Annotated in this window: 12 protein-coding genes; 5 read left to right on the forward strand and 7 right to left on the reverse strand. The window is 73.5% G+C overall.

Features of this window, described 5'->3' with window-relative positions; translation table 11 throughout:
- Positions 1-121 precede the first annotated feature (121 nt).
- A complete protein-coding gene (locus tag LXM90_RS27585; RefSeq protein WP_020093809.1) occupies positions 122-787 on the reverse strand; it encodes a L,D-transpeptidase in 666 nt (221 codons plus the stop codon).
- A gap of 225 nt (positions 788-1,012) precedes the next feature.
- Positions 1,013-2,941: a glucans biosynthesis glucosyltransferase MdoH gene (mdoH, locus tag LXM90_RS27590; protein ID WP_020093810.1), complete on the reverse strand. Its 1,929-nt coding sequence runs from the start codon at positions 2,939-2,941 to the stop codon at positions 1,013-1,015.
- Between the two features lie 271 nt (positions 2,942-3,212).
- On the opposite strand from mdoH, the gene LXM90_RS27595 reads away from it, so the two are divergent.
- A complete protein-coding gene (locus LXM90_RS27595) occupies positions 3,213-4,727 on the forward strand; it encodes a glucan biosynthesis protein (RefSeq protein ID WP_020093811.1) in 1,515 nt (504 codons plus the stop codon).
- Between the two features lie 41 nt (positions 4,728-4,768).
- Here the strand turns inward: LXM90_RS27595 and LXM90_RS27600 are convergent, their stop codons facing one another.
- Together LXM90_RS27600 and zwf are read right to left on the reverse strand one after the other, a co-directional pair.
- Positions 4,769-4,969, reverse strand: a complete 201-nt coding sequence (locus LXM90_RS27600) for a hypothetical protein (RefSeq protein ID WP_020093812.1) — start codon at positions 4,967-4,969, stop codon at positions 4,769-4,771.
- Positions 4,970-5,091: 122 nt separating this feature from the next.
- Complete coding sequence (gene zwf / locus LXM90_RS27605) at positions 5,092-6,564, reverse strand: glucose-6-phosphate dehydrogenase (protein WP_020093813.1); 1,473 nt, start codon at positions 6,562-6,564, stop codon at positions 5,092-5,094.
- Positions 6,565-6,783: 219 nt separating this feature from the next.
- Here zwf and LXM90_RS27610 point away from each other — a divergent pair, with 219 nt between their 5' ends.
- Positions 6,784-7,071 (forward strand): GIY-YIG nuclease family protein, encoded by a 288-nt coding sequence (locus tag LXM90_RS27610; RefSeq protein WP_020093814.1) that lies wholly within the window; start codon positions 6,784-6,786, stop codon positions 7,069-7,071.
- 149 nt (positions 7,072-7,220) lie between these two features.
- Here the strand turns inward: LXM90_RS27610 and LXM90_RS27615 are convergent, their stop codons facing one another.
- A complete protein-coding gene (locus LXM90_RS27615) occupies positions 7,221-8,063 on the reverse strand; it encodes an SDR family NAD(P)-dependent oxidoreductase (protein WP_020093815.1) in 843 nt (280 codons plus the stop codon).
- Positions 8,064-8,219: 156 nt separating this feature from the next.
- Here LXM90_RS27615 and LXM90_RS27620 point away from each other — a divergent pair, with 156 nt between their 5' ends.
- On the forward strand, positions 8,220-9,398 hold the full coding sequence (locus tag LXM90_RS27620; RefSeq protein ID WP_103985850.1) for an endo-1,4-beta-xylanase: 1,179 nt from the start codon (positions 8,220-8,222) through the stop codon (positions 9,396-9,398).
- Here LXM90_RS27620 and LXM90_RS27625 read toward each other — a convergent pair.
- On the reverse strand, positions 9,385-10,503 hold the full coding sequence (locus LXM90_RS27625; RefSeq protein WP_020093817.1) for an acyltransferase family protein: 1,119 nt from the start codon (positions 10,501-10,503) through the stop codon (positions 9,385-9,387). The two genes, LXM90_RS27620 and LXM90_RS27625, sit on opposite strands and share 14 nt — an antisense overlap.
- A gap of 384 nt (positions 10,504-10,887) precedes the next feature.
- On the opposite strand from LXM90_RS27625, the gene LXM90_RS27630 reads away from it, so the two are divergent.
- The gene (locus LXM90_RS27630; RefSeq protein ID WP_234081328.1) at positions 10,888-12,738 is read left to right on the forward strand and encodes a L,D-transpeptidase family protein; all 1,851 of its coding nucleotides are present in this window, start codon (positions 10,888-10,890) and stop codon (positions 12,736-12,738) included.
- Positions 12,739-12,874: 136 nt separating this feature from the next.
- Positions 12,875-13,408 carry a Dps family protein gene (locus tag LXM90_RS27635; protein ID WP_020093819.1) on the forward strand — a complete coding sequence of 178 codons (534 nt, stop codon included), beginning with the start codon at positions 12,875-12,877 and terminating at the stop codon, positions 13,406-13,408.
- Positions 13,409-13,462: 54 nt separating this feature from the next.
- Here the strand turns inward: LXM90_RS27635 and LXM90_RS27640 are convergent, their stop codons facing one another.
- On the reverse strand, positions 13,463-16,150 hold the full coding sequence (locus LXM90_RS27640; RefSeq protein ID WP_020093820.1) for a bifunctional acetate--CoA ligase family protein/GNAT family N-acetyltransferase: 2,688 nt from the start codon (positions 16,148-16,150) through the stop codon (positions 13,463-13,465).
- Positions 16,151-16,435: the final 285 nt, after the last annotated feature.

The following is a 16,435-nucleotide window of genomic DNA, read 5'->3' on the forward strand; positions in this document are numbered from 1 at the left end:
GCTGGATTGCTTCGCTCCGCTCGCAAAGACGGCCGCGCCGAAGCCATCAACCGGAAACCCTACGAAACGCGAACAGGGCCGACCTCGCGGCCGGCCCCCTCGTCGAAGCTCCGAAAAGGAATCAGCGCTGGACGATGACCTTCGTGCCGACCTTGGCGCGGGTGTAGAGGTCCGTCACGTCGTCGTTGGTCATGCGGATGCAGCCCGACGAGACGGCCGTGCCGATCGTCTCCGGCTCGTTGGAGCCGTGAATGCGGTAGATCGAGCCGCCGAGATACATGGCGCGGGCGCCGAGCGGGTTCTCGAGGCCGCCCTTCATGTAGCGCGGCAGGTCGGGCCGGCGCTTCAGCATGGTCGACGGCGGGCGCCAATCCGGCCACTCGCGCTTCATCGTGATGGTCTGCACACCGCCCCAGGTGAAGCCCGGCCGGCCGACGCCGACGCCGTAGCGCAGGGCCTGGCCGCCGCCGAGCACGTAGTAGAGCCGCCGCTCGGCGGTGGAGACGACGATCGTGCCGGCGCCGTAGGGGCCGTTATAGGCCACCGTCTCGCGCGGGATCGCCGACATCTGCGGGACCGCCGCGTCGGCGTTCAGCGGGTCGGCGGGGTTCAGGGAGGCGTTGGCCACCGGCACCGCGACGGTCTCGACGGCCTGCGGGCGGACGCGCACGGTGAGCGCGTCGTTCAGCGGCTGGCGGGTCAGCGGGTCGATCTCGTAGGCCAGTGCCGGCGCGGCGCAGGCGGCCGCGCCGAGAAGCCCGATCAGGGCGGGGAGAAAACGACGCATCAAAGCCTCTCGGGGCAGGCGCGGACTATGGCGGGAACGCGGCGAAGACCGCGGCACGATGCCGTGCCGATCCTCGCCAAGGGGTAAACGCTCGCGCCTCAAATCCAAGCCTGAAACCGCCCGGCCGGGGCGGTTCCGCCTGCCCGTGACTCGATGGCAACACTGTGGCAGCTTGGCCGTAAGAGCCAGGATGACGGGCGCGGATCCGCGCGTTCGCGCTCCCCGTCAGGCCTCGTCGGCGGCGAGCCAGATCGCCGGCTCGCGCGCGGCCGGGCGGAGGGGGGCCGGCGCGGCGGGCAGGCCGCGCAGCTGGGCGAGTTCGGCGAGCTCCGGCGCCTGCGCGGTGTCGTCGGCGTTCAGGAACAGGCCCCGCGCCCGGGCGGCGCGGCCGAGATCGGCCCGGCTGGTCCAGACGCTCTGGGCCGGGCTCGTGAGCAGCGCCAGGGCGATCGGCGCCAGCCAGAGGGCGAGCCACGGGTTCCCGACGAGGACCAGGGCGAGCACCATCAGCGCGCCGACCACCACGGCGTCGGCCTGGAGCCGGAACGCCTCCGCCCAGGAGACCTGCCGGTCGTCCCGGTCCTGCGTCTCCCAGCGGACCACCCGGCCGAAGAAGGTCGAGACCACGGCGCCGGCGGTGAACAGGGTCAGGACCGGCCACAGGATCACCCACACCGCCTGCTCCAGGGCGGCGCTCGCGAGCAGCGCCCGCGCGCCGCCGAAGGCCGCCCGGCGCTCCGCGGAGGCGAGGACGTGGCCGAGGCTCAGGAGCTTCGGCAGGGCCAGCACGGCGACGCTGAGGGCGGCGAGCGCGTGGGCGGCGGCGCCCTGCCCGGTCAGACCGTAGGCCAGGAGGCCGAGATCGCCGGTCCGGGCGGCCTGCCACGCGGCGAGGCCCAGGAAGGCGATCCAGAGCGGCAGCACCCCGTACGAGAGGATGCCGACGAGGAGGTGCCAGCGGCTCGCGCCGTGAAGGCCCGCCCAGGGCAGCACCCGCAGGTGCTGGAGGTTGCCCTGGCACCAGCGGCGCTCGCGGCCGAGCAGGTCGACGAGGTTGGTGGGCATCTCCTCCCAGGTGCCGCCCATCTCGGGCAGCAGCCGCACCTCCCAGCCGGCGCGCACCATCAGCGCGCCCTCGACGATGTCGTGGCACAGGATCTCGCCGCCGAGCGGCTCCCGGCCCGGGAGCTTCGGGAGCTGCGCGTTCTCCGCGAAGGCCTCGACCCGCAGGATCGCGTTGTGGCCCCAGTAGCTGCCCTCCGGGCCCTGCCAGGTCTCCAGGCAGCGCAGGGCCAGCGGCGCGTAGAGCCGGACGGCGAATTGCTGGATGCGCGCGAAGAGCGTGTCCCGGCCGGCCGCGTACGAGACGGTCTGGATCAGGCCGGTGCGCGGGCTCGCCTGCATCAGCCCGACGAGCCGGCCCATGGCCGCGCCGGTCATCAGGCTGTCGGCGTCCAGCACGATCATGAAGGCGTACTCGCCGCCGTAGGTGCGGCAGAACTCGCCGATATTGCCGGCCTTGCGGCCGACATTCTCCGTCCGGCGCCGGTAGCGGATCCGCGGCAGCGCCGGGTCGGAGGCCGCCCAGGCCTGGATGCGGGCGTACTCGTGCTCCTCCACGGCGGCGATCGCGCCGTCCCGTGTGTCGGAGAGGACGAAGATGTCGATGCCCCGCGCCTCGGCGCGGGCGAGCGACCGGGCCATCACCCGCAGGCGGGCGAAGACCGCGACCGCGTCCTCGGCGTGGATCGCCACCACGGCGGCGGTGCGTCCGGCCCCGGCCGGCACGGCGCCCGCCTGCTCGGAGCGGCGCTCCAGCGCGGACTTCGCCCGGTCGCCCAGGAGGGCCGCGACGAACCCGTAGACGTACTGGCAGGCGACGAAGGCCTGCCAGCCCATCACGAGGCCGAACAGCACCAGGACCGCCCAGGCCAGCGGGCTGACACCCGCCGGGTAGGCGAGCGCGGCGAGCCAGACGAGGCCGCCGGCGGTGGCGAGGCTCGGGACGGCCAGGGCGAGGCGGCGGGCGCGCAGGGCGCCGCGCGGCGCGTCGGTCCAGACCTCGCGGCAGGCTGCGTTCTCCGACGGATCGGGTATGGCGGGAGCCGCGTTCCGGTGCGACCGCTCGGCGGAGGAGGTGACGCGTGACGACATGGCGCGAGGAACTCGACCGTGGAAGGCTGCCGGCCGCCCGGCCGTGCGGGGCCGGGAACCGATGACCGTGGATACCGATGTGCGGGGTGAGGATACGGAGCCGACCCGGCAGCCCAGGCCGCCGGAAGCCGAACGGATCAATCCCCCCTCCCGGCGCCGCGTTCTTCGAACAGTCCTGGCCGCGGCTGCCGGCACGGTTCTACCTAGCGCGACGGATCTGAATGGGTCCAGAACGTGGGCCGGGCCGGCGCTTCCGCCGCAGGGCGACGCGATGACCTTCGAGACCCTCTCGGCCGAGGCGGCGCGGCGCGCCGCAGCGCCCTACGCCCCGCCGCCCGAGGACCTGCCGCCGGCGCTCGCCGCCCTCGACTACGACGGCTACCGGGCGATCACCTTCCGGCCGGACGCGGGCCTGCGGCTCGGCGCGCATTTCAGCGCCCAGCTGTTCCACCGCGGCTTCCTGCAGCGCCGGCGCGTGGCGCTGCACCTCCAGCCGCTCCGGGGGCCCGCGCGGCCGATCCCCTACGACACGGGGCTGTTCGACCTGGGCACGCGGCTCGCCGGCCAGGGCTTCCCGGCGGATCTCGGCTTCGCGGGCTTCCGCCTGCACTACGCCTTCCCGGACACGCCCGCCTGGCGGCCGAAGGGTTTCCAGGAGGAGTTCCTCGTCTTCCTGGGCGCCTCCTACTTCCGCCTGCGCGCGGCCAACCAGGAATACGGGCTCTCGGCCCGGGGCCTCGCCATCGGCACCGGCGCGCCGGAGGGTGAGGAATTTCCCGACTTCGTGGCCCACTGGATCTGCGAGCCGGAGCCGGAGGCGCGCACCCTCACGGTGCTCTCCCTCCTCGACAGCCCGAGCGTGGCCGGCGCCTACCGGTTCGAGATCGCGCCCGGCGACCCGGCCCGGATCGCCGTCACGGCAGCGCTCCACCCGCGCCGGGCGCTCCCGAAGCTCGGGCTGGCGCCGCTCACCAGCATGTTCCTGTACGGCCAGAATGGGCCCGGGGCCCGGGGCGCCAAGCCGTTCGACGATTTCCGGCCGCAGGTGCACGATTCCGACGGGCTCTGCGTCGCGGCCGGGGCCGACCCGGCGCGGATCGACCGGATCTGGCGCCCCCTGGTCAACGGGCGGGCGCAGCCGCAGATCTCCGCCTTCGCGGCCCGGCCGCTCGCCGGCTTCGGGCTGCTGCAGCGGGAGCGGAGCTTCGCGGCCTACCTCGACGTGGAGGCGCGCCACGAGGCGCGGCCGGGCCTGTGGGTGGCGCCGGATTCCGCCGGGGGCGCCTTCGCGGACGGCGCCGTGCAGCTCTTCGAGATCCCGTCGGGCGAGGAGTACATGGACAACATCGTGGCGGCCTTCGTGCCGGCGGCCCCGGCGCAGCCCGGCGCGCCGCTGCACGTCAGCTACGGGCTGACCACGGTGGGGGCCGAGCCCGTGCCGGCGATCCCGGAGACCGCCCTCGCCCGGGTGACGTCGACGCGGCTCGGCTCGGCGGAGCGCCTGCGCCCGTCGAACCCGCCCGACCCGCGGCGGCGGCTCTGCGTCATCGACTTCGAGGGTCCGGGCCTGCCGAAGGGTCCCGACGACGCGGTCGCCGCGGAGGTCTCGGCCAGCGCCGGCACGCTGCACGATCCGGTGGCCAACTTCGTGCCGCAGACCGGAGGCTGGCGGATCTACGTCGAGTGGCGCCCGCCGGAGCCGGTGCCGCCGGGCGACGTCGTGCTGCGCGCCCGGCTGGTCCGCGGAACCGTCCCCCTCAGCGAGACCTGGGACGCCGCCGTCTAGGCTCCGTCATCGCGTCGCCGCGCTCGCGAAGACGGCGTGTCTCAGGCGGTCCGGCGCTCCTGCTCCAGGCGCCGGGCCAGGCGGGTGGCGCCGTAGACCTCGCTCAGGCGGCGGCGGGCCGCGCTGACCGGCGGGGCCTGCCGCTCGTCGTGGGCGGCCGCGATGACGCGCAGGGCGGCGGCGACCGAACGCTCCAGGCGACGCTCGGCCTGGACGGCCGCGTCCCGATGATGGTCCAGCATGTGATGATCCCTCGTGCTGCGCCGTCTCCACCCTCTGGCGGGGCGGTCGCCGGCAGCGCCGACAGATTTCACATCCGGCTTGACGGTATCAAGGCAGCTTGGCCGTGGGCCGCCGAACGTCCTTACCGCAGCTCCTCGTGCCACGTCCGGCCGTCGCGCTCGATCAGCGCGATGGCGGCGGTCGGGCCCCAGCTCCCGGCCGGGTAGGGCCGCGGCGCCTCGGGCCGGTCGGCCCAGGCCTTGAGCACGCCGTCCGCCCAGGCCCAGGCCGCCTCGACCTCGTCGCGGCGCATGAACAGCGTCGCGTTGCCGCGGACCACGTCCATCAGCAGGCGCTCGTAGGCGTCGGGGTAGCGCTGCTTGAAGGTCTCCTCGAAGGAGATGTCGAGGTCGGTCGGGCGCAGCCGCAGGCCGCCGGGCCCCGGATCCTTGGTCATCACCTCGAGCTTCATGCCCTCCTGCGGCTGCAGGCGGATCACGAGGCGGTTGGGCTCGCGGCCGAAGGCCTCCTCGGGGAAGATCGAGAACGGCGAGGCGCGGAACTGCACCACGATCTCGGAGAGCTTCTGGGGCAGGCGCTTGCCGGTGCGCAGGTAGAACGGCACCCCGGCCCACCGCCCGGACTGGATCTCGACCTTCATGGCCACGAAGGTCTCGGTCCGGCTCTCGTGGCCGAGCTCGGCGAGGTAGCCCTCGACCGGTTTGCCGTCGACGGCGCCCGCCACGTACTGGCCGCGCACCGTCACCAGCGGGATGTCCTGGCTGGTGATCGGCTTCAGGGCGCGCAGCACCTTGAGCTTCTCGTCGCGGACGGAGTTCGCCTCGAGATTGAGCGGGCTCTCCATGGCGGTGAGGCAGAGGAGCTGCAGGATGTGGTTCTGCAGCATGTCGCGCATCGCGCCCGACGTGTCGTAGTAGCCGGCCCGGCCCTCGACCCCCACCGTCTCGGCGACCGTGATCTGGACGTGGTCGATCACGTCGGAGGTCCAGAGCCGCTCGAAGATCGTGTTGGCGAAGCGGAGCGAGAGCAGGTTCTGGACCGTCTCCTTGCCGAGATAGTGGTCGATCCGGAAGATCTGCGATTCGGGGAAGACCTCGCCGACCGCGTCGTTGATCGCCCGGGCCGATTTCAGGTCCTTGCCGATCGGCTTCTCCAGCACGACGCGGGACTTCTCGCCGACGAGCCCGTGGGCGGCGAGGTTGCGGCAGATCGAGCCGTAGAGGTCGGGCGAGGTGGCGAGGTAGTAGGGCCGGACCTGGTCGGGCCGCTCGTCGAGCTTGGCGACGAGGTCGGTCCAGCCGCTGTCGCCGGCCCCGTCCACCGCGACGTAGTCGACGTGGTCGAGGAAGCGGTGGAGCATGTCGTCGGACAGGTCGGCCGCCGGCACGAAGCGCTTGAGCGCGTCGCGGGCGTGCTCGCGGAAGGCGTCGAGGGACAGTTCCGAGCGCGAGGCGCCGATGATCCGGCTGGTCTCGGGGATCTGGCCGTCGCGGAATCGGTAGAACAGGGCCGGCAGGAGCTTGCGCGCGGTCAGATCGCCGGTAGCGCCGAACACGACGCAGTCGAAGGAAGCGACGGGGATGATCGTGGCCAAGTGCGGCTCCCGGGTGTCGTGCGCTGGTCTCGTGCGGCGGCTGCGTCGCACTGACCTAGCCCGTGTGCAAGGGCTTCGCCAGACGAGGGGCGCAGGCCAGCGCTGTCCGGTTCAGGGGGCGGCCGGGACAGATCCGGGCAAGTCCACGCTGCCACGCTCCGTCCTTGCGAGCGCAGCGAAGCAACCCAGGGCAGCGCGGCGGCGCCGAAGGACAGCACGATGCGCGAGCCGGCCGTCTACATTATGGCGAGCCGCCGCAACGGCACGCTCTACACCGGCGTGACCTCGGACCTCGCACGGCGGGTCCACGAGCACCGGGAGGGGCTGCTTCCCGGTTTCACGAGCCGCTACGCTTGCCAACGCCTCGTCTGGTACGAGCGCTATCCCACGATGAATGAGGCCATCACCCGCGAGAAGCAGATCAAGGCGGGCTCACGGAAGAAGAAGCTCGCCCTGATCGAGGCGATGAATCCGGACTGGAACGACCTGTATCCCGATCTCGCGTGAACGGGTCCGGCGTCGCGGATCCCTGGATTGCTTCGCTGCGCTCGCAAAGACGGCGTTGTCTGGCTCATCGCGGCCCCCCAGGCCGCCTTCACACACTCCGTCATCACGAGCGGAGCGAAGTGACCCAGGGCAGCGCGAGGCCGCGCGGGTCACCCCGCCATGTACCGCTTGAACGCCTCGGCGTAGTCCGGATGCCAGCGCGAGAGGGCGGGCCGGTTCTCGACGATGTCGCCGGACGCCCAGGCGATCCGCTTCGCGTCCTGGGCGCGGGTGGTCTCGTTGTCCGGGCAGAGGATGTAGAAATCGCCGGCGGCGAGCCGGTCCAGCAGGAAGGCCACGGTCTCGTCGGGCGTCCAGGCCCCGGCGGGCTTCTCCGCGACGCCGCGGGCCTTCGTGAGGCCCGTGTAGACGAAGCCCGGGATCAGCAGGTGGGCCGTGGTGTGGCAGCCCTCCCGGTTGCGCAGCTCGTGGGCGAGCGCCTCGGTGACCGCCTTCACGCCCGCCTTCGAGACGTTGTAGGGCGCGTTGCCCGGCGGGGTGGTGATGCCCTGCTTCGAACCCGTGACGATGATCGCCCCGGGCTTGCCGCCCTCGATCATGCCGGGCGCGAAGGCGTGGATGCCGTTGACCACGCCGCCGAGATTGGTGCCCAGGATCCGCGTCCAGGTGTCGGCGTCGGAGAACAGTTTTCCGCCGGCCTCGATCCCGGCATTCAGCATCACCAGGGCGGGCGGCCCGCCCTTGGAGACGGCGGTCGCCAGGGCCTCGACGGCGCCCCGGTCCGACACGTCGGTGGGCACGGCGCGCACCTCGACGGCGGCGAGTTCGGCGACGGCGGCCCGGGCCGCGTCCAGGGCCGGCCCCGGCAGGTCGGCGAGCCAGACGTTCATGCCGGCCCGGGCGAAGGCCTGCGCGGCGGCGAGCCCGATGCCGCTCGCAGCCCCGGTGACGACCGCGCTGCGACCGGGGCTGATCGCGGGGTGCTGGCTCATGACGGATCCTCGGCTGACGGGCGCCCATCAGATGGGGCGCCTCGGGCGGAAGGCGAGTTCGCGCCGCAGTCCCGCGCCGCCCCGGCAGAACCAGCGGATCGCCGCCGCGGCGGCTTCTGCTAGGGTGGCGGGCACGTCACGGAACGAAGCACCCGGATGCCCCCTCTCCCGCACCGCCGGTCGATCCTCGCCGGCGCGGCCGCCCTCGGCCTCGCCGGCGCGGCGCGCGCGGCCGGCCCGGCGGGGTTCGGTCCCCTCGGCCGGCCGTCCTGGTCGGCCGACAGCCTCCAGGCCGCCGCGGCCGCCAAGGGCCTGACATACGGCTGCGAGGTGCCGTTCCACCGCTTCGACGCGACGCCCGCCTACCGGCAGGCGGTGGCGCGGGAATGCGGCATCCTCGTCTGCGGCACCGAGATGAAGATGGAGGAGGTCCTGCCGGCGCCGGGCAAGACCGACTTCGCCCGCGGCGACGCCATCCTGCGCTTCGCGAGGGGAAACGGCCAGCGCATGCGCGGCCACACGCTCGTCTGGCACGCGGCGCTGCCGCCCTGGGTCGGACCGCTGCTCGGCCGGGCGAGCGCCGTCCAGGCCGAGGACTTCATGCGGCGCTGGATCGAGACGGTGGCGGGCCATTACCGCGGCCAGATCGTCGCCTGGGACGTGGTCAACGAGATCCTCGGCAACGAGTCCGACCCAGACCGCGGCGGCGGCCTGCGCGACTCGCCCTGGCTCGCCGCGATCGGGCCCGGCTACGTCGACCTCGCCTTCCGGATCCTGCACGAGACCGACCCCGCGGCGGCCGGCACGTGGAACGAGGACGCGGTGGAGCAGGGCGCGCCCTGGATGGAGGCCAAGCGCACCAAGGTCCTGCGCCGCCTGGAGGCGATGCGGTCCCGGGGCGTGCCGATCCGGCGCTTCGGGCTGCAATCGCACCTCACCAGCACGATCCCGATCGACCAGGGCCAGCTGCGGCGCTTCCTGCGGGAGATCGGCCAGATGGGCCTCGGCATCGAGATCACCGAGCTCGACATCGACGACCGCGCCTTCCCGTCCGACGTGGCGACCCGCGACCGGATGGTGGCCGATTACGCCCGCCGCTACCTCGACGTGGTGCTGGACGAGCCCGCCTGCCTCGACGTCCTGACCTGGGACATCTACGACCCGGACACGTGGCTGAACGACCACCCCTACCGCAAGCGGCCCGACGGCCTGCCGCAGCGGGCGCTGCCGCTCGACGCGCAGTTCCGGCGCAAGCCCCTGTGGCACGCGATGAAGGCGGCCTTCGAGGCCGCGCCCGATCACAGGGCCGCCCGCGAGAAGCTCAGGCGGGCGTGACGCCGGCCCGGCGGCCGTCCTCGGCCAGGCTCGGCTCCGGCGGCCGGTCCGCCAGGAGCCGGCGGCGGAGGCGCGCGCAGGGGCGCTCGACGAGGCCGTAAATCCCCCAGCACCACAGCAGGGTCACCGGGAAGGCCGCCAGCATCAGGCCGACGCCGTGCAGCCCGGGCCGCAGGTGCAGCACCAGGGCCACCACGGTCATGTGCGCGAGGTAGAAGCTGTAGGACCAGAGACCGAGCCGGCGCATCGGCCGGCTGGCCAGCAGCCGCACCAGAGGTCCCTCGCCGTGCAGCAGGTACGCGAAGGGCACGAACAGGGCGGCGCTCTGGAGCGTGTAGCGCAGACTCTCCCGGAAGGCGGGATCGCGGACCGCCAGGGTCCCGAGGATCACCGCGAGGCTCGCCGCGACGTGCCAGGGCGCGGGGCGCCACGCGCGGTCGGCCGGGATCACCGGGTTGTTCCACAGCCCGAGGCAGCACCCGAACAGGATCGCGTCGATCCGGGTGTGGGTCCAGCTGTAGTTCAGGCTGTAATCCGGCAGCCGCCAGACGTTGACACACCGGATCGCCAGCACGGCCGCGCAGAGCCCCAGGCAGGCCAGGGCCGCGCGGCGCGGCCGCAGGCGCCCGAGCCAGAGCAGGAAGACCAGCGGGAAGACGAGGTAGAAGTGCTCCTCGATGGCGAGGCTCCAGAGCGGCACCGGCAGCACCGCCTCGGTGCCGAACAGGCCGGGATAGTTCGTCAGGAAGGTCGCCTGCCCGAGGACCGCCGCCGGCGCGACCGGCATCCAGTCGAGCCACCCCGCCGCGTAGAGCGCGCCGGAGGCGAGCAGGGTCAGGTACATGGGCGGCAGGATGCGCAGGCTCCGCCGGAGGTAGAAGGCGGGAAGCGACACCGTCCCGGTCCGCGCCCGCTCGATCCGCAGGAGCGTGGTGATCAGGTAGCCGCTGAGGAAGAAGAAGACGGTCACGCCGAAGCCGCCCGGCACTACGTGGCCGTAGCCGCAATGGGCCGCGAACACGATCAGGATGGCGAGCGCCCGCACCCCGTCGAGCTGCGGCAGGTAGGGCATCGTCCTCGGGATCGGATCACCGGAATCCGGCATGCTGGGGACCGATCTCCTGTCCGGGCCTGGGCAGCCGTGGCGGCCCGGCCACGCGGTGTCCGACGGAACGCTTAAATGAAGGTGTCCTACTCCGTCATCGCGGGCGGAGCGAAGTGACCCGGGGCAGCGCGACGACGGGCGGCGTCGCGCCGTCTGGATCGCTTCGCTCCGCTCGCAAAGACGTGGGCGCCGGAGCCAGCAACGCATGAATGTATGAGCGCGACGTTCACGCCGACCGACATCCGCGCCGTCACACGCGGATGAATCAATGGCGGGATCGTGAATCCCGATCCTGCCCGCTCTCGGGGTCGGAGGAGATTGGTAACCACGCCGGCCCATCATCCGGCCCGGTCGCGCCGCCTGAGCGCGTCGGGAGTGTTGCGTATGGTCCCGGTCCAGCCCCGCCGTCACGCCCGCCCGCACGCCGCGCTGGGTGCGGGCCTGTCCCTGCTGGCCCTGCTCGGAGCGCCCGGCGTCGCCCTGGCGCAGGGGACCGGCGCGGCGCAGGGCGGCCCCGCGCCGGTGCCGCCGCTCGCCGCGCCGGTCGCGGTGCCGCCCGCCGCGGGCGAGACCGCGAAGAGCCAGGAGCCCCGCGCACCGGAGGCGAAGGGTGAGGCGAAGGGCGCGGCCGGCAAGCCGGCGGAGGCCAAGTGGGCCGACACCAGGCCGGCCGAGACCAGGCCGGCCGAGCCCCGGGCGACCGAGGCCGCGCCGGAGCCCGTCCCGGCGCAGGGCAAGGCGCAGGATGCCAGGGCACAGGACGCGAAGGCCCAGGACGGCAAGGCGTCGGAGAGCAAGGCGTCCGACGCCCGATCGGCCGAGACCAAGTCCCAGCCGGCCAAGCCTCAGGAAGCTGCGAAGAGGTCCCGCGAGCCGGCGCCGCTGGTCTACGCCAAGGTCTCCGCCGACCCGAACCCGACGCTGACGCCGCGGACGTTCCTCGACACGCTCCGGGCGGCCGAGCGCTACGCGGCCTTCGCGGAGGCCGGGGGCTGGGAGCGGCTGCCAGACGATCTCGCGCGCCTCAAGCCCGGCGAGCGCCACCCGGCGATCCCCGCCCTGCGCCACCACCTGACGCTGACCGGCGACCTGCCGGCGGATGCGCCCGCGAACGACCGCCTCGACCCGCCCCTGGTGGCGGCGATCGCCGCCTTCCAGGGCCGCCACGGCCTGCCCGACAGCGGTATCCTTGGCCGGCTCACGATCAACGCGCTCAACGTGCCGGCCGCGGTGCGCCAGCGCCAGCTCGCCGCCTCCGCGGCCCGGTTGATGGGCTCGAAATTCCCGTTCGGCGAGCGCTACGTGGTGGTCAACATCCCGTCCGCCGCCGTGGAGGCGGTGGAGAACGGCGCCGTGGCGCGCCGCTACGTCGCGGTGGTCGGCTCCCCCGACAAGGCGACGCCGTCCGTCGAGACGCGGATCACCGACATCAACTTCAACCCGACCTGGACCGTCCCCGCCTCGGTGGTGAAGAACGAGATCATCCCGGCGATGCGCAAGAACCCGGGCTACCTCGCCAAGAACCGCATCCGGATCCTGGGCCCGGCGGGCGAGGTCGACCCGACCCGGATCGACTGGGCGGGCCAGAAGGCCGTCAACTACACGCTGCGCCAGGATTCCGGCCTCGACAATTCGCTGGGCCAGGTGCGGATCGACATGCCGAACCGCTTTGCCGTCTACATGCACGATACGCCGGCGAAGTCGCTCTTCGCCGCGAGCGTGCGCTTCCACAGCCACGGCTGCGTCCGGGTCGGACAGGTGAAGGAGCTGGTCGGCTGGCTGCTGCAGGGCACGGACGGCCCCAACGGGCCCGGCACGAACTGGGGGCCGATCGAGATCGAGACCGGCATCGCCGACGGCGAGCGCCGCGACATCAAGCTCACCAAGCCGATCCCGGTCACCTTCGTGTACCTCACCGGCTTCGCCACGCCGGACGGGAAGGCGCATTTCCGCGACGACATCTACAACCTCGACACGCCGGCGCCCGAGCCCGCCGCCACCGGCGCGATCCCGCCCGCGGCGGGCGCGGACGCCGCGAAGCCGGCCCCCGCCCCCGCGCCGGTCCCGCCCCGGCCCGGTGCGGCCCACGACGCGAAGCCGGCTCCCGCGCGGGCTGCCGCGGCCAAGCCCGCGACGGTCGGGCCCGCGCCGGTCAGGCCCGCACCGGCGAAGCCGTCGCCGGAGCGGCCCGCCACCGAGCACCGCAGTTTGGAATCCGTCGAACCTATCCGCTAAAGCCAACCCAGCCATGCGATTCTCGGCACGCCGGAACATCCCGGCGGGCCGGCCATTGGCCTGCAGAAAGCGCGTCCGCCCCTCCGCGGAGTGACGGAGCGGCGCGCCGAGCCAGCGAATCGCATTGGAGACGACCATGGCCAAGGCCAAGCCGAGCAGCCGCATCGAGAGTGCGCGCCTCAACACCCCGACCGACCTCGATCCGAGCGACGTCCGGACGATCGCCGAGGGCCTGACCGTCCTGAGCTCGGACCTGTTCGCCCTCTACATCAAGACCAAGAACTTCCACTGGCACATGAGCGGGCCCCATTTCCGCGACTACCACCTGCTGCTGGACGAGCAGTCGGCCCAGATCTTCGAGATCATCGACGCGGTGAACGAGCGCGCCCGCAAGATCGGCGGCACGGTCCTGCGCTCGCTCGGCCAGGCCAAGAGCCTGACCCGCGTGGCCGACAACGATGCCGAGTACGTCTCGCCCCTCGACATGCTCAAGGAGCTGCGCGACGACAACAAGGCCCTCACCGCCAACATGCGGACGCTCCACGGGGTCACCGACGAGGCCGGCGACGTGGCGACCACCTCGCAGCTCGAGGAGTGGATCGACCAGTCCGAGGAGCGGACGTGGTTCCTCTACGAGACCACCCGCAACGCGACCGACAGCGGCCACTGAGCCGCGCGCCCCGGCACCGGCGCGGCCGGCGCCGGGTCGGGCCTCGCCGCGCCGCTAGCCGGTTGCGAGATCGAGGTGCACCTTCACGAGGCCCGGATCGTCCGGGTCGCGCCCCTGCGTGAACCCGAGGCGGCGGCACACCGCCAGCATCGGTCGGTTCTCGGCCAGCACCGTGCCCTCGACCCGGCCGATCCCCTCGGAGCGCGCCCAGTCGATCATCAGGCGCATCAGCGCGAAGGCGAGGCCCGTCCCGCGGGCGTCGCGGCCCACCGCGATCGCGTACTCGCCGCTCTCGTGGTTGGCGTCGGCGTGGAGCCGGACCGCACCGAGCATGCGCTCGCCGCCGCCCGGCCCGATCTCCGTGGCCACGAACGCGATGGCGCGGGCGTAGTCGAGCTGCGTCAGGCGGGCCAGGAAGGCGTGGCTGAACTCGCGCACCGGCCCGAAGAACCGCAGCCGCAGGTCCTCCGGATCAAGACCCTTGAAGAAGGCCAGGAAGAGGCCCTCGTCCTCCGGGCGCACGGGCCGCACCCGCACGGTCCGGTCCTTGAGGTTGAGCGTGCGGATCCACTCGGCCGGATAGGGCCGGATCGCGAAGCGCGGGTGGCCGCGGCCGTGGGCGCTGCCGTAGTCGCCACGCTCGGCGCGCCCGATCCGGACCCGGGCGTCGAGGGCCAGCACGCCGGTCTCGTCGGCCAGGAGCGGGTTGATGTCGAGCTCGCGCACCTGCGGCAGGTCGGCGGCGAGCTGGGACAGCTTCACCAGCGTCAGCGCGATCGCCCCGAGATCGGCCGCCGGCACGTCGCGGTAGGCCTCCAGGCGGCGCGCGACCCGGGTGCGGGCAATGAGATCGCGCGCCAGGGTCAGGTCGAGCGGCGGCAGGCCGAGGGCGCGGTCGTCGATCACCTCCACGGCGGTCCCGCCCCGGCCGAACACCACCACCGGGCCGAACACCGCGTCCTCCGCGAGCCCGGCGATCAGCTCCCGGCGCTGGCCGCGGCGGACCATCGGCTGCACGGCGAAGCCGGTGACCCGGGCGTCGGGCCGCTCCCGGCGCGCGCGGGCCAGGATGCTGCGGGCGGCCTCCGCGACGTCGGCCTCGCTGGTCAGGTCGAGGTGGACGCCGCCGATGTCGGATTTGTGCACGATGTCCGGCGAGACGACCTTCAGCGCCACCGTCCCGCCCGCCGCGATGATCGGCCACGCGGCCGCCGCGGCCGCGTCCGTGTCGGGGGCGAGCGTGATCGGGACGGTCGGGATCCCGTAGGCCTGCAGGAGGCCGTTCACCGCCACCGGGTCGAGCCACGCGGCGCCCTGGCGCAGGGCGCCGGCGACGATCGAGCGGGCCCGCGCCGTGTCGGGGGAGAAGTCCCGCGGCAGCGAGTCCGGCGTGCGCATCAGGTCGTCCTGGGCCTCGCGGTAGCGCACGAGGTGCAGGAAGCCCTCGATCGCCTCGGAATCGGTGGTGAAATGCGGGATCCCGGCCTGCGCGAAGGTCTCGCGCGCCGCCTCCGCGTCGCCCAGCGTGACCGCGAAGACCGGCTTCTTGCGGGTCTGGCCGGCGCGGGCGGCCTTGACCGTCGCGGCGACGGCCTCGGCCACCGCGCCGGCCTCCGAGCGGATCGTCGGCACGTGGATCGCCAGCACGGCGTCGCTCGTCCGATCCGTCAGCAGCGGCGTCAGCGCGGACGCGAAGGCCGGACCGGCGGCGTCGACGCCGAGGTCGAGGGGGTTTCCCGGCGCGCGGCCCTCCGCCTCGGCGGGCGCCGCCAGGGTCCCGGCCCGCTCGATCAGCCGGTCCGCCGCGAGGAGGCCGATGCCGCGGCCGTTGGACACGATCGCCAGCCGGTGACCGGGGAACGGCCGCTGCCGCCCCAGGGTCTCCACGGCGGAGAACATCGCGTCGAGGTCCGGCACGGCCAGCAGGCCGGCCCGCCGGAAGGCCGCGGCGTAGACCGCGTCCGGGCGGGCCAGGGCGCCGGTATGGGTGACGGCGGCGCGGGTGTCGGGCCGGTGCCGGCCGGCCCGCAGGACCACGACGGGCTTGGCCCGGGCCGCGGCGCGGGCGGCCGACATGAACCGGCGGGCATCCGCGACCCGGTCGAGGCAGAGCAGGATCGCGCGGGTGCGGAAATCGGCGGCGAAGTGGTCGAGGCAGTCGGCCACGCCGATGTCGAGGACGCTGCCGAGCGACAGCACCGCCGAGAAGCCCGTGCCGTGGCGGGCGCCCCAGGCGACGATGGCGGCCGCGACCGTGCCGGATTGCGAGACGAGGGCGAGGTCGCCGGCCTCGGGCGCTTGGGCGAACAGGCTGGCGTTGAGCCTGGCGCCCGGAACCGCCAAGCCGGCGCTGTCGGGCCCGAGCAGGCGCAGGCCGTGGGCGCGGGCGATCCCGTGGGCGACCGGACCGGGATCCTCCGGCCCGGATCCGAGCCGCGCCGTGAGGATCACGGCCGCCCCGGCGCCGATCGCGGCGGCCTGCGCGACGACCTCGGGCACGCTCGGCGGCGGCACCGCGATCAGGACGAGGTCGGGGGCGGCGGGCAGATCCGCGACCCGCGGCACGCAGGCCAGCCCCTCGACGGCGGCCTGATCGGGCTGGACCGGCATGATCGCGCCGGGAAAGCCCGCGGCGCGCAGGCTGTCGAGCACGCTGCGCCCCAGCGAGCCCTCGCGCCCCACCGCCCCGACCAGGGCGATCGAGCGGGGCGCCAGCAGTTTGTCGAACCGGTAGGTGCTCACGACCGGCGGCTCACGACATCGTCACGGGACGCGGTCCCGCAGGCCATTCCTGGCGGCACGCATCTGGCCTCTCGCTCACGTCCGAACGGACGAGGCGCCGGGGCGCCCGCCGCCCTCCCAGATGGCGCGATCCGGCGCGCCTGCAACGCCCGGTCGGCACGCGCCGGCCGGAAATCGCTTGGTCGACGCGAGCGCGGTCTCCAGATCTCCTTTTGTTCAATATCGGGCGCCATTTATCCACTCTAAGACGGCACTTGTGGGCATGTGTGGATTGGACTTGCTATT

It is taken from the genome of Methylobacterium oryzae (assembly GCF_021398735.1).
In the GTDB taxonomy this organism is placed as follows: Bacteria; Pseudomonadota; Alphaproteobacteria; order Rhizobiales; family Beijerinckiaceae; genus Methylobacterium.

Bases quoted from the DNA above. Each gene is read 5' to 3' on its own strand.
- LXM90_RS27585 (WP_020093809.1), bottom strand. From the start codon at position 787: ATGCGTCGTTTTCTCCCCGCCCTGATCGGGCTTCTCGGCGCGGCCGCC.
- mdoH (WP_020093810.1), bottom strand. From the start codon at position 2,941: ATGTCGTCACGCGTCACCTCCTCCGCCGAGCGGTCGCACCGGAACGCG.
- LXM90_RS27595 (WP_020093811.1), top strand. From the start codon at position 3,213: ATGACCTTCGAGACCCTCTCGGCCGAGGCGGCGCGGCGCGCCGCAGCG.
- LXM90_RS27600 (WP_020093812.1), bottom strand. From the start codon at position 4,969: ATGCTGGACCATCATCGGGACGCGGCCGTCCAGGCCGAGCGTCGCCTG.
- LXM90_RS27610 (WP_020093814.1), top strand. From the start codon at position 6,784: ATGCGCGAGCCGGCCGTCTACATTATGGCGAGCCGCCGCAACGGCACG.
- LXM90_RS27615 (WP_020093815.1), bottom strand. From the start codon at position 8,063: ATGAGCCAGCACCCCGCGATCAGCCCCGGTCGCAGCGCGGTCGTCACC.
- LXM90_RS27620 (WP_103985850.1), top strand. From the start codon at position 8,220: ATGCCCCCTCTCCCGCACCGCCGGTCGATCCTCGCCGGCGCGGCCGCC.
- LXM90_RS27625 (WP_020093817.1), bottom strand. From the start codon at position 10,503: ATGCCGGATTCCGGTGATCCGATCCCGAGGACGATGCCCTACCTGCCG.
- LXM90_RS27630 (WP_234081328.1), top strand. From the start codon at position 10,888: ATGGTCCCGGTCCAGCCCCGCCGTCACGCCCGCCCGCACGCCGCGCTG.
- LXM90_RS27635 (WP_020093819.1), top strand. From the start codon at position 12,875: ATGGCCAAGGCCAAGCCGAGCAGCCGCATCGAGAGTGCGCGCCTCAAC.